The sequence below is a fragment of the Bradyrhizobium sp. SBR1B genome, assembly GCF_014198205.1.
Lineage (GTDB): Bacteria > Pseudomonadota > Alphaproteobacteria > Rhizobiales > Xanthobacteraceae > Bradyrhizobium.
The window spans coordinates 512,000-524,567 of the sequence record NZ_JACIHC010000005.1 but is presented as its reverse complement, the minus strand read 5'-3'; the positions used below and the strand labels follow the sequence as shown (position 1 = coordinate 524,567).

At 64.6% G+C, this 12,568-nt stretch carries 8 protein-coding genes; 1 reads left to right on the top strand and 7 read right to left on the bottom strand.

The window, feature by feature from the left end; genetic code table 11:
• Positions 1-93: 93 nt before the first annotated feature.
• The 5 genes from GGD61_RS17075 to GGD61_RS17055 all read right to left on the bottom strand — a co-directional run bounded on the left by GGD61_RS17075 (position 94) and on the right by GGD61_RS17055 (position 8,381).
• Positions 94-2,121, bottom strand: a complete 2,028-nt coding sequence (locus tag GGD61_RS17075) for an acyl CoA:acetate/3-ketoacid CoA transferase (RefSeq protein ID WP_183230927.1) — start codon at positions 2,119-2,121, stop codon at positions 94-96.
• A gap of 122 nt (positions 2,122-2,243) precedes the next feature.
• Positions 2,244-3,554 carry an MFS transporter gene (locus GGD61_RS17070; RefSeq protein ID WP_177236849.1) on the bottom strand — a complete coding sequence of 437 codons (1,311 nt, stop codon included), beginning with the start codon at positions 3,552-3,554 and terminating at the stop codon, positions 2,244-2,246.
• 199 nt (positions 3,555-3,753) lie between these two features.
• Positions 3,754-5,196: a sigma-54-dependent Fis family transcriptional regulator gene (locus GGD61_RS17065; RefSeq protein WP_092251549.1), complete on the bottom strand. Its 1,443-nt coding sequence runs from the start codon at positions 5,194-5,196 to the stop codon at positions 3,754-3,756.
• 260 nt (positions 5,197-5,456) lie between these two features.
• The gene (locus tag GGD61_RS17060; protein ID WP_177236885.1) at positions 5,457-7,193 is read right to left on the bottom strand and encodes a bifunctional diguanylate cyclase/phosphodiesterase; all 1,737 of its coding nucleotides are present in this window, start codon (positions 7,191-7,193) and stop codon (positions 5,457-5,459) included.
• 222 nt (positions 7,194-7,415) lie between these two features.
• Positions 7,416-8,381 (bottom strand): sensor histidine kinase, encoded by a 966-nt coding sequence (locus GGD61_RS17055; RefSeq protein ID WP_092251551.1) that lies wholly within the window; start codon positions 8,379-8,381, stop codon positions 7,416-7,418.
• A gap of 179 nt (positions 8,382-8,560) precedes the next feature.
• Between GGD61_RS17055 and GGD61_RS17050 the strand changes: the two genes are divergently transcribed.
• On the top strand, positions 8,561-9,400 hold the full coding sequence (locus GGD61_RS17050) for an SDR family NAD(P)-dependent oxidoreductase (RefSeq protein ID WP_018319506.1): 840 nt from the start codon (positions 8,561-8,563) through the stop codon (positions 9,398-9,400).
• Between the two features lie 270 nt (positions 9,401-9,670).
• Here GGD61_RS17050 and GGD61_RS17045 read toward each other — a convergent pair whose 3' ends face one another.
• Positions 9,671-11,047, bottom strand: coding sequence for a cytochrome P450 (locus tag GGD61_RS17045; RefSeq protein WP_092251552.1), 1,377 nt, complete (start codon positions 11,045-11,047; stop codon positions 9,671-9,673).
• 148 nt (positions 11,048-11,195) lie between these two features.
• Complete coding sequence (locus GGD61_RS17040; protein ID WP_092251553.1) at positions 11,196-12,431, bottom strand: LLM class flavin-dependent oxidoreductase; 1,236 nt, start codon at positions 12,429-12,431, stop codon at positions 11,196-11,198.
• Positions 12,432-12,568 lie beyond the last annotated feature (137 nt).

The window sequence follows — 12,568 nt, the reverse complement described above, 5'->3', positions numbered from 1 at the left end:
GATTTAACGTTTCTCGGCAACAGCGATTTGCATAACACTACGAACATTGCAATTGAACCTTCCGGCCGAGCGCGTCGGCCTTTCGAGCATGCATCATTTTTGGGCTGGCCGCGCATCGCCGGCTCCCTCGGCCTGACGCCGATCCGACTGCGCCTCATCAGCGCTTTCGAAAATGTGCGGCGCGACGCCGCGCTTCTCCAGGGCTTCGCCGAGCTTGATGCGCAGGAAGCCCGACGTGGTGTAGCGCGACACGCCGGAATAGAAGCGATCGACCAGGCTGCGCACCATCGCCGAATAATCGTCCATCAACTCCGGCAGGATGGAAAAATTGTCATAATTGACGATGGCGTAGACCCGGCGGCCAAGCGGAGCGAGCCTGGCTTCGACGATACCAGCGATGGTGTCGATCTCGGCCTTGCTGCGTAGCGGATAGCGCTCGAGATTGACGAAGAACAGGTTCTGCTGCTCGTCCAGCGTGAAGCGCTGGTCGAGCGGGATGGTGAGCAGGCGCTCGCGCAAATCCATCAGACCTTCGCGGAAGATGCGATCGTCCATCAGCGCCGGGTCGCGCGGGATCAGCGGCTTGAAGTCCATCAGGCGCAGAATGTCGCGCTCGATGTCGATGCCGGGCGCGACTTCCGTGAGCTCGAGCCCGTCGGGCCTGAGCTCGAACACGCAGCGCTCGGTGACATAAAGCGTGCGCTGCTTGCGCGCGGCCGCGAACGGGCCGCTGAAGGTGACGTGCTCGACGCGGTCGACGAACTTGCGTGATGTGGCCTCGTCGAGAATGACGAGCTTGCCGTCCTTCACGGCGATGCGCTGCTTGCCCGCGCCGAAGGTGCCGACGAAGATGACCTCCTTGGCGTTCTGGCTGATGTTGATGAAGCCGCCGGCGCCGGCAAGCTTCGGCCCGAACTTGCTGACATTGAGGTTGCCGGCGCGATCGATCTGGGCGAGCCCGAGGAAGGCGGCGTCCAAGCCGCCGCCGTCGTAGAAGTCGAACTGATAAGGCTGGTCGATCACCGCCTGGGTGTTGATCGCCGCGCCGAAATCGATGCCGCTCGCGGGGATGCCGCCGATCACGCCCGGTTCGGCCGTCAACGTGATGAGGTCGATGATCCGCTCCTCATTGGCGACGGAGGCGATCCCCTCGGGCATGCCGATGCCGAGATTGACGACGCTGTTGGCCTTCAGCTCCAGGGCGGCGCGACGGGCGATGATCTTGCGCTCGCTGACCGGCATCACCGGCAGCGAGGCGGCACGGACGCGGATCTCGCTGGAGAAGGCCGGATTGTATTGCGTGCCGAAGGTCTGCCAGTGATTCTCGGGCCTCGCCACCACGACGCAGTCGACGAGGATGCCGGGAATCTTGACTTGGCGTGGGTTGAGGCTGCCGGCCTCGGCCACGCGTTCGACCTGGGCAATGACGATGCCGCCGGAATTATGCGCTGCCATCGCGATGGCGAGCGCTTCCAGCGTCAGCGCCTCCTTCTCCATGGTAAGGTTGCCGTCGGGATCGCCCGTCGTGGCGCGGATGATCCCGACTTGAATCGGAAACGTCTTGTAGAGCAGGCATTCTTCGCCGTCGATCTTGATCAGTTCCACAAGCTCTTCGGTGGTGCGCGCATTCAGCTTGCCGCCGCCCTGCCGCGGATCGACGAAGGTGCCCATGCCGACGCGGGTGATGTGGCCGGGCCGGTGCGCCGCGATGTCGCGAAACAGATGCGTGATCACGCCCTGCGGCAGATTATAGGCCTCGATCTGGCTCGCGATCGCAAGCTGCTGCAATTTCGGCGCAAGGCCCCAATGTCCGCCGATCACGCGGCGGACCAAGCCTTCATGCGCGAAATGGTTGAGGCCGCGATTCTTGCCGTCGCCCTGGCCCGCCGCGTAGACCAGCGTCAGATTGCGCGGCTTGCCCTGCGTATAGGGGGCATCGCCCTCGTGGGAGAGATAGAGCTCTTCCAGTGCGATCGCGATCTCCTCGGCAAAGCCGATGCCGACGAAGCCGCCGGTCGCGACCGTGTCGCCGTCACGGATCAGCATGACGGCTTCCGCCGCGGTGACGACTTTGCCCTTCTCGGAATTGCGCAAATAGGGCAAGGCAGGATGCTGGCTCATGGCATTCCCTCCCATGTCTGTTGCGGACCGCATGCCGGCTCTTCTCGTTTGCCTCTATTCGTATCGCGCGGAGCGGCTGGCGACCAGCCACTCCGGCGTCGCGGGGGCCGCACTCAGCCCGTTCAGGGCTGGGCGACCTTGCGTGTTTCGGTGGCGAAATAGACCGAGACGATGGTGATCAGCGCCAGCGCGATCATGTAGAGCGAGATCGGCCAGGTCGCCGGCGCGTAGGCCGTCATCAGTCCCGTCGCGATCAGCGGCGACAGCGCGCCGGCGAAGATCGAGGCCAGGTTGTAGCCGAGCGAGACGCCGCTGTAGCGCACCTTGGTGCCGAACAGCTCCGACAGGAAGCTCGCCTGCGGGCCGTACATCGCGGCATGACCGATGGCGAGGCCGAGCACGATCGCGATCCAGGCATATTGCGGGTTCCTGGTCGCCAGCAGCGTGAACAGCGGGAACGACATCAGCGCCGAGAACACCGCGCCGAAAATGTAGATCGGTCGCCGCCCGAGCCGGTCGGAGAGTGCACCGAAGGCCGGGATGGTGAAGGTCTCGATCGCCGCGCCGATCAGCACGCCATTGAGCATGTCCTGCTTGTTCATGCCGAGCGATTGCGTGGCATAGGCGAGCACGAAGGTCGCGTAGATGTAGAAGAAGCCGTTTTCGGCGAAGCGCGCGCCCATCGCGAGCAGGATGTTCTTGGGATACATCCTGATCGCCTCCAGGATCGGCATCTTCACTTCCTGCTTGGTATCCTTGACCTTCTGGAACTCCGGGGATTCGGCGATGGTGAAGCGGATCCACAGGCCGACCAGCACCAGCGCGATCGAGAACAGGAAGGGGATGCGCCAGCCCCACGCCAGCAGCTGCGCGTCGGTCAGCATCGCCGATACCACCGAAAAGACCAGCGTGCCGAGCACGAGGCCGAGCGGTGCGCCGAGCTGCGGCCAGCTGCCGTAAAAGCCCTTCTTGTCCTCGGGCGCATGCTCGACCGCCATCAGCACCGCACCGCCCCATTCGCCGCCAAGGCCAAAGCCCTGGATCAGGCGGCACGTGACGAGCAGGACCGCGGCCCAGATGCCCGCGGTCTCGTAGGTCGGCAGGAATCCGATCGCCGCGGTCGCCACGCCCATGATCAGCAGCGTCAGATAGAGCATGGTCTTGCGGCCGATCTTGTCGCCGTAATGCCCGAACACGACGCCGCCGAGCGGGCGCGCGACGAAGCCGAGCGCGTAGGTCGCGAACGCCAGCAGTGTTCCCATCATGGGGTCGAAGGTCGGAAAGAACAGCTTGTTGAAGATCAGCGCCGCGGCGGTGCCGTAGAGGAAGAAGTCATACCACTCGATGGCGGTGCCGATCAGGCTCGCGGTGGCGACTGTGACATGCGAGGGCTGCTTCGCCTGAAGCTGATGGACCGAGATCGCTTCACTCATCCTTGCGTCCTCCCTGATTTGCGAAATGCGCATGTGCAGCATGCGTCATTGTGCAAAGCGAAGAGCAAGGTCCGCGCCAGATGCTGTTGGCTCGCGCAAACCGGCTTAAATTCCGGCAATTTCCGCATTGGTGCCCGGACAGAGCCGTTCGGTGCCTTGTCCGGAATCCGAGACTCCGGACAGTCCATTGTCTCGAAACTCAGACGGAGGCCGGCCCTGCGGCGAGGCCGAACTTGGCGAGTTTCTTGTAGAAGGTCGCGCGCGAGATCCGCAGCATCCTGGCGGCCTCGGAGATCTGGCCGTTGCTGGCGGCGAGCGCCTGCTCGAGCGTGTGCTTCTCGAATTCGGCCTCGGCTTCGGCATAGGGCACCACGGGTCCGGCCGGGCGCGCGGATGCTGAGGGCCTGACGTCGGAGCCGACGGGAAGAATGCGGGCGACGTCCTCGCCTGTCAGCCGGCCGGAATCGCTCAGGATCAGCGCCCGCTCCAGGATGTTGCGGAGCTCGCGGACGTTGCCCGGCCAGTCATAGCGTGCCAGCGCGGAAAGCGCGCTCGGCGTGATCTTCGCCTTGACGTAATCGCCGGAGGCGCTGATGTCCTCGAGCAGCCGGGCGCAGATGTCGGGGAGATCATCCAGGCACTGCCGCAGCGGCGGCAAATCAATCGAGAGCACGTTCAGGCGATAATAGAGGTCGGGCCGGAACGCGCCGTCGCTGACGCGCTTGCGCAAATCCACATTGGTCGCCGCCACCACGCGCACGTCGACTTTCGAGATCTTGTCCGAGCCGAGCGGCTCGATCTCGCGCTCCTGCAGCACGCGCAGCAGCTTGGCCTGCAATTGCAGCGGCATCTCGCCGATCTCGTCGAGGAACAGCGTGCCGCCGTCGGCGATCCGGAATTTTCCTTCGCGTCCCCTGCGGTCGGCGCCGGTATAGGCGCCCGGCGCGGTGCCGAAGAACTCCGATTCGATCAGCGTGTCGGGAATCGCGGCGACATTGACGCTGACGAACGGCTTCTCCGCACGCGAGGAGGCGTTGTGGATCGCCTGCGCCAGCATCTCCTTGCCCGTTCCGGTCTCGCCGGTGAGCAGCACGGTGACGCTTTGCCGGGCGGCGCGGCTTGCAAGCTGCTTGGCCTGCGCGATACCAGGCGTGGTGCCGACGTAGTCGGCGAAGGTGAAGCGCGCCGCCCGGGCGTTGGACAACTGCCGCCGCGCCAGCCGCAGATCGCTCTCGAGCTGGGCGACGCGGGCAAGCAGGGGTTTGAGGCTTTCGAGGTGGTCATAGAGCACGAAGCCGATCGCGCCGATCACGGTGCCGTTCTCGTCCTCGATCGGCATGCGCGTGACCACGAGCTGCTCGCCGCCGAGCTCCATGATGTCGAGCAGGATCGGTTCGCCGGTCTCGGCCACCTTGCGCATCAGGCTGTTCGGGATGACCTCCTCGATCGGCCGGCCGATTGCCTCACTGGTCCGCTTGAGGCCGAGCGCCGCGAGATATTTTTCATTGACGTAGACGACGCGCCCGCCGCGGTCGATCGCGATCGCGCCCTCGCAGAGCTTCTCCAGCCGCTCGAACAGCGTCTCCATCGCGCGCGCGCGGAGATAGGCGGGATCGCTGATCGAGGCGGAAGAGGCGGACATGACATATCCCGGGGGAAGTCTGTCTGTGTATTAGCAAAAGGGCGTCGATTTCAAAGGGGGAATTGGTCGGTCGCGAGGCGCCCCATACTCAGTCGTCGTCCCGGACAAGCGAAGCGTAGATCCGGGACCCATACCCACATGGCATAGTTTGGCGAACATTCGGAGTTGGCAGCTTACTCCATAACCACGCCCTGGGGTGATGGGTCCCGGGTTCGCTTCGCGCCCCGGGACGACAGCGGTAATGTTGTCCCGCTTGCACCCTACCTTCGATAGCCGCTCGCCCGCGAATAGCCCTGGCGGTTCTGTTGGTGCGGGCGGCTTAAGACGCTGGCGCGCGACTCGCTCGAGGCCGGCGTCGCGAGCTTGAGCTCCTCCAGGAAGATCGGGCGCGAGAAGTAATAGCCCTGGGCGTAGCGGATCTTGGTCGCGGCCTGGAGATAGGCGAGCTCCTCGTAGGATTCGAGGCCTTCGGCGATCACGGTCATGCCGAGCGCTTCGCTCAAGGACTCGATCGCGCGCAGGATGCCCTGGCTGCGCGGGCGCTTATGGATGTCGGTGATGAAGGAGCGGTCGATCTTGATCTCGTCGGCGGTGATGTCGGCCAGCGCCGAGAGCGAGGAATAGCCGGTGCCGAAATCGTCGATCGAGATGCCGACGCCGAGCTTGCGGAACATCGGCAGGATCTCGTCCTGGAAATGATTCTTGGCGACGAAGGCGTCTTCGGTCACCTCGATCATGAAGCGCTGCGGAAAGCCGGTGTCGTCCAGCGCCCGCGCGAAGCTGCGCATGAATTCGGGGTTGCCGGCCTGCTTGGCCGCGACGTTGATGCTGATGGTCGCTTCCGCGCCGAACGTCTCGTTGATCAGGTCGATCGATTTGACGATTTCGGCGAGCACGAGATGGGTCAATTCGTCGATCAGCCCGAGCTCGCTGGCAAGATTGATGAAGGATCCCGGCGCCTGGATCACGCCTTCGTCGTCGCGCAAACGGACCAGGGCCTCGATGCCCTTCACCGCCTGGGTGCGGATGTCGACCTTGGACTGGAAGGCGCAGCAGAAGCGCTTTTCCAGGATAGCGAGCCGCAGCGACTGCTCGATCTTCATCCGCGCCAGCGCCTCGCGCTCCATGCTGGAATCGAAGAAGGCTGCCGATCCCTTGCCGTCGTTCTTGATGCGGTACATCGCGATGTCGGCATTCTGGCGCAGCGTCTCGAAGCTGCGTCCGTGATCGGGATAGAGGCTGATGCCGACCGAGGTGGAGGCAAAGAGTTCCGAATGGTCGATGAAGAACGGCGCCGTCAGCCGCTCCAGCGTCGATTGCATGAATTCGGCGACTTCCTCCTGGCTCTGGATCGGAGAGAGCAGCAGCAGGAATTCATCGCCGGAGATGCGCGACAGCATGTCGGAATCGCGCAAGTCGCGCCCGAGCCGCTTCGACAGCTCGACCAGCAGCGCATCGCCGACGGCGTGGCCGTAATAGTCGTTGATGTGCTTGAAATTGTCGACGTCGAGGAAGGCCAGCGCGAAACGCTCGCCGCCGCCATTCTCCGCCAGCAGATTGTTGGCGTGATGTTCGATCACGCGCCGCGAGGGCAATCCCGTCAGCTCGTCGAAATAGGCCGAGCGGAACAGCTGGTCCTCGAAATTCTTCTGCTCGGTGATGTCGGAGGACGCCGAGATCAGCAGCTCGCGTCCGGCGAGGCGAACGGGACGGTGGGTCGTGAGCAGCACCTGGCGCGCGGCGCCGCCGTGAAGCGCCTCCTCGGTGACGACAGCCTGGCCGGCGCTCAGCGCCTGGCGGCAGGCTTCGCGGCGCTGCGCAAGATCGGGTGAAGGGCGACTGCCGTCCATGCCGAGCTGCGCGGCGGCGGCATCGTTAACCAGCAGAAGCTCGCCATGCGCATCCTGCACGGTGAGGCCGGCCGGCAGCATTCTAACGATTTCCTTGAGAAAACCGAGCTCGGCTTCAGTCGCGCCGGAATATTGGTTGTCGTTCATAGAAGTCATGAATCTTGTTGTTTCAGCGCGCCTTTGCAATGGGCGCGATCTTGCGCGGTTCCCTCTTAGGTTTGGTTAAGGGGTACGGAGAAATACGGGGGTGTTTTGGAGAAAACTTGCGGCGATGCGACGCGCGCAGAAAATCGTCATTAACAGAGGGTCAACAGCCCATGCGAAACTGCGGGCGGGGTGCGCGGGCCGGCTTTCGCTTGACGCGCGATGCTATTCGCTTCGGGGGATGCGGCACTGCATGATGCAATGCAGCCCGGTCTTCAAGTAAGAGATCTCGGTCCTGCCATCGAAGGACGACAGTGCCGATTTCAGCAGCTTGGTGCCGAAGCCGGGCTCGGAGACCTTGTCCACGCTCGGACCCTCGGTCTCGTCCCAGGTGATGATCAGGCGGTCGTCGCTGACGGTCCATGACACCTGCAGCAGACCGCGCGGCGCGGAGAACGCGCCGTACTTGCCCGCATTGGTGGCCAGCTCGTGAAACATCAATGACAGCGTGACCGCGAGCTTCGGCGGCAGGAATAGGCGGTCGCCATTGAGGGTGAAGCGGACATGGCCATAGGGCCCGAGCTCCGAGATCAGGAGGTCGCGGATGTCACAGCCGGCCTTGTCGATCCGCGAGATCAGATCGTCGGTCGCGGCCAGCGAGCGCAACCGCGGATCGACCCGGTCCCAGACCTGGGGGTGGTCGTGCAGCACCTGGTGCAGCACGGCGTGCACCGTCGATAGCTTGTTCTTCAGCCGGTGCTGGAGCTCGTCGACCAGCAGCTTGCGATACTCTTCTTCCTCGATCAGGCGCTTGGAGATCCGGCGCTGCTCCGCCAGCATGGTGCGATAGTGCTCGACACCCCAGATGGTGAGCGCACAGACCGCCCAATACAGTGCCAGCAGGGCAAACCGCGCCCGATCGGCAAAGGCATCGCCGAAATTCACGACGACGCCGAGCATGCCGCCGACCAGCGCGGTCACGATTCCGATCCGGAAGCCCCCGAACGCGGCGGCAAAGAACACGGCCGGAAAGTAGGGGGTGAAGTAGACGTCGGGCCGCACATGGGCGAGGGCCCAGCGCGTCAGCGTCGCAATCAGCAGGCAGGCCACTGCAAAGGCAATGCTCAGACCAAGCGATGGCGGCGCCGCACCCTGCCAACCCCTGCGGAATTCCTCGATCAGCTTCCCCATGCGCAGCCCAGTTGCGATATGCGTTCGAAAATCGAGCGGCCCATCAGGATGTTACGCATCCCGTCCGCGCAAGCATAGCTTGCCTTGCCGCAGACAGGCAGAGATAGTGGCCACCGCTGCAATGGCAGCGGCCGATGTTCGCCATTTGGCATCAAATCGTTCGAAAACAGGAACATTCCATGGGCAGGCTGGACGGCAAGGTTGCGGTGATTACGGGGGCGACGAGCGGGATCGGATTGCGCACTGCGGAAGTCTTCGTTGCCGAAGGTGCCAAAATTGTGATCGCGGGGCGGCGTCTACCGGAGGGCGAGGCTCTGGCCAAGCAGCTCGGCGCCAACTGCATCTTCCGCCAGACCGACGTGACGGTCGAAGCACAGATGCAGGCGCTGATCGCGCTCGCCGTGGACAAGTTCGGCCGGATCGACTGCCTGTTCAACAATGCCGGCGGCCCGGCGCAGACCGGCGGCATCGAAGGCCTTGAGGTCGAGCGCTTCGATGCGGCGATGGCGACGCTGGTGCGCAGCGTCATGCTCGGCATGAAGCACGCCGCGCCCCACATGAAGAGGCAGGGCTCAGGCAGCATCATCAACAATGGCAGCATCGCAGGCCGCCTCGCCGGCTTCTCATCCTCGATGGTCTATAGCGCGGCCAAGGCGGCGGTGATCCATCTCACCAAATGCGTGGCGATGGAGCTCGGCGAGTCCAACGTGCGCGTCAACGCGATCTCGCCGGGCGCGATCGCGACCGGAATCTTCGGCAAGGCGCTCGGGCTCTCGACCGATGCTGCGGAGAAGACGCCGGCGGTGATGCGCGAGGTCTACAAGACCGCGCAGCCGATCCCGCGCGCGGGCCTTCCCGATGACATCGCCCAGGCCGCGGTGTTCCTGGCCAGCGACGAATCCAGCTTCATCAACGGCCACGACCTCGTCGTGGATGGCGCCATGACCGGCGGCCGCAACTGGAGCCAGCAGCAGCAGGGCTATGTGGCCTTGCGCAAGGCGTTCGATCAGGGGGCGTAAGCGACGGAGACGGTGCCGTAGGGTGGGCAAAGGCGCGCTCTTCGCGCGCCGTGCCCACCAACCCGTTCCATAGCGGCAAATCGTGGGCACGGCGCTCTGCGCCTTTGCCCACCCTACGAGATCTCGTGCCCCGGACGCAGCGCAGCGCCCCCGGCGATGCGAAGCATCGTCCGGTGCGGTGCGCTGCAGAGCCGGGGCCCATCTCTCCACCTACTCGATCGCAGCATTCTGGGTCCCGGCTAGCGCTTCGCGCGTCCGGGACACGTGAGGCTAAACCGCCCGCACTCTCACCCGCAACCCGTCCCGCGGCTTCGGGATCGGCCACATCTGCCAGTCCGGCTTGTAACCGGGCTCCAGCGACACCTCGATGTTCTGCAAGAAGTGCCGCGCGAAGCATTTTGCCTGCATGTAGGCGAAGTGCAGCCCGAGGCACATATGCGCGCCGCCGCCGAACGGGACCCAGGCGAAGCGGTGGCGACCCCGTTGCGCCTCTTCGGTGAAGCGCAATGGATCGAAGCGATCCGGCTCCGGCCAGATGTCCTTCATGTGATGGGTATAGAGCGGATTGACGCCGACTGCGGTGCCGGCGGGAATCGTAAAGCCCTTGAAGGTGAAATCGCGCATGGCGCGGCGCGGCATCGAGGGTACCGGCGGCTTGATCCGCAGCGCTTCCTTGAACGCCATCTCGGACAGCGGCATTCTTTCGAGATCGTCGAAGCTGCTGGGCGCGCCTGGCGCGAGCCCGAGCGCGAGAACTTCCGCGCGTAGCCTGTCCTGCCAGTCCGGATTGGCGGCGAGCTCGCCGATGAAGGAGGTCAGCGACGAGGTCAGCGTGTCGTGCGCCGCCATCATCAGGAAGCTCATATGGTCGATGATGTCCTGCTCGGAGAGCAGCGCGCCGTCCTCATGGGTGGCGCGGCAGAGCTGCGAGAACAGATCATCGCCGCCATGATTGCCGCGGCGAAGCGGGATCTGCTCGCGAAAATAGGCGACGATGCGTTTGCGCCCCCTGACGCCGGCGGCCATCTGGGTGCCGGGAAGGGGGCGGCGGATCGGCGCGACAGCGGCGGCGACCATGTCGACGAAGGCGCGGTTGATCTCGTCGACCTCCGGCCCGATATCGGCGCCGAGGAAGGACGCTGCGGCGAGGTCCAGCGTGAGCTGCTTCATCGCGGGGTAGAGCTGCATCTCGCCGGGCTTGGCCTTCCACTGGGCGACCCGCGCGGAGATGCCGCGGTCGAGATCAGCGAGATAGGATTTCATCGGCCCGGACTTGAACGCGACCGACAGCGCCTTGCGGTGCAGCCGGTGCTCGTCGAAATCGAGCAGCATCAATCCGCGCGGAAACAACAGGCCGAGCACCTTGTTCCAGCCGTGGGTCGAGGAGAACAGCTTTTGCTGGTCGAACATCACGAGCTCGTTGGCCTCGGGCCCGAGCAGCACGACATTGGTCTCGCCGAACACATGGGTGCGGTAGACCGGGCCGTATTTGGCGCCGTTCGCCTCGATGTGGCCCTTGGGATCGGCCAGCACCTGGAAGGTCTTGCCGATGATCGGCCATCCCTCGTCGCCGGGAATGTGCGTCAGGGCGTTGCGCTTGGGCGCGGTATAGTCGGGCGCCGGTGCGGCCACATTCTGCATCGACATGACGATTGCTCCGGTTGGCAGGCGCCGCGAACATAGCACGATCCGGCCGCGATGAGCTGCGGTCGTCTTACGCACAAAATCGTCACACCCACCGCCGTCGTCCCGGGTTCGCGCCACGCGCCCCCCGGGACGACGAGTGGAGTGCGTCCTACCGCTTCGCCGCTTCCTTCTGCAGATCCGGCGCATTGACGGCGGGGATGGCGACGCGGCCGGGGCCGGTCATCTTCAGCGCCTCGGCGGCCTTCTCGTTCTCCATGATCTTGGCCATCACGGCCTGGCCCGCACGCTCGAAGATGGCGCGGTTCTCGATCACGAATTTTTGCGACCTGCGCAGGCCATCGATATAGCCGTTGATCTCCGGCACGACGTAGCGCGCCACCATGTCCCAGCTCCGGCGCGTCGCTTCCGGATTGGCCCAGTCGTGCACGAAACCGATGATGGCGCCGACGCCGCCGGAGACCTGCATCACGTTCTTGATGGTTTTGACGAGATCGTCGGGCGTGCCGATGGTGGAGGCCGCGCCCTCGACGAAGGCGGTCTTGTCCACGGCTTCGTCGGGCGAGGAGAACGCAGTGAGGCCCGGCCGCTGCAGCGTACCGACATTATATTCGTTGTGCCAGCGCATCAGCCCGACGCCGGCTTCCTTGCGCGCCTGCTCGCGGGTCTCGGCGATGTGGAAGGTCAGCAGCACGCGCCAGTCGGCACGGTCGACCTTGGTGCCGTGCTTCTTCGCGGCGTCCTCCGCAAACTGCCATTGCTGCTGCAGCGACATCAGCCCCTGCGTCGTCATCGAGCCCAGCGAGATGATGCCGATGCCGTATTTGCCGGCCAGCGTCATGCCGGAGGGCGAGATCTGCGAGGCCACGACGAACGGCATCTCCGCCTGCAACGGCAGGATCTGCAGCGCGGCGTCGTTCATCGTGAACCAGTCGCTCTTCGCCGTGACGCGCTCGCCGTTGAAGAGGCGGCGGATGATTCCGATGGCCTCGTCCTGGCGGTCACGCTGCGTCATCGGGTCGATGCCGAGCGTGTGTGCGTCGGAGGCAAGCGCGCCGGGGCCGGAGCCGAAGATGGCGCGGCCGCCGGTCATGTGGTCGAGCTGCACCATGCGCTGGGCGACATTGTAGGGATGATGATAGGGCAGCGACACCACGCCGGTGCCGAGCTTGATCCGCTTGGTGCGCTCGCCGGCCGCGGCCAGGAACATCTCGGGCGAGGCGATCATCTCCCAGCCCGAGGAATGATGCTCGCCGCACCAGAACTCGTCATAGCCGAGCGCATCGAGCTGCTCGACCAGGTCGAGATCGCGCCGGAACTGGAGCATCGGATGCTCCCCGATCGGGTGATGCGGGGCAAGGAAGGCTCCGAACTTCAGGCGCGCCATGGCGTTCTCTCCGGCTTTGATTTTCTGTTTGTTGAGGCGGTGAAGCTACGTGCCGGAAGGCGCGAACGCAATCGCGCGGTGTCCCGCGCGGCGGAATGCAGGCATGCGTGCGTTGAGTCTTCCCCCTCGTTCTTACG

What these genes read in the sequence shown, in the direction of transcription:
- GGD61_RS17075 (WP_183230927.1), bottom strand. Translation starts at nt 2,121, where the DNA reads ATGAGCCAGCATCCTGCCTTGCCCTATTTGCGCAATTCCGAGAAGGGC.
- GGD61_RS17040 (WP_092251553.1), bottom strand. Translation starts at nt 12,431, where the DNA reads ATGGCGCGCCTGAAGTTCGGAGCCTTCCTTGCCCCGCATCACCCGATC.
- GGD61_RS17055 (WP_092251551.1), bottom strand. Translation starts at nt 8,381, where the DNA reads ATGGGGAAGCTGATCGAGGAATTCCGCAGGGGTTGGCAGGGTGCGGCG.
- GGD61_RS17060 (WP_177236885.1), bottom strand. Translation starts at nt 7,193, where the DNA reads ATGAACGACAACCAATATTCCGGCGCGACTGAAGCCGAGCTCGGTTTT.
- GGD61_RS17065 (WP_092251549.1), bottom strand. Translation starts at nt 5,196, where the DNA reads ATGTCCGCCTCTTCCGCCTCGATCAGCGATCCCGCCTATCTCCGCGCG.
- GGD61_RS17045 (WP_092251552.1), bottom strand. Translation starts at nt 11,047, where the DNA reads ATGTCGATGCAGAATGTGGCCGCACCGGCGCCCGACTATACCGCGCCC.
- GGD61_RS17050 (WP_018319506.1), top strand. Translation starts at nt 8,561, where the DNA reads ATGGGCAGGCTGGACGGCAAGGTTGCGGTGATTACGGGGGCGACGAGC.
- GGD61_RS17070 (WP_177236849.1), bottom strand. Translation starts at nt 3,554, where the DNA reads ATGAGTGAAGCGATCTCGGTCCATCAGCTTCAGGCGAAGCAGCCCTCG.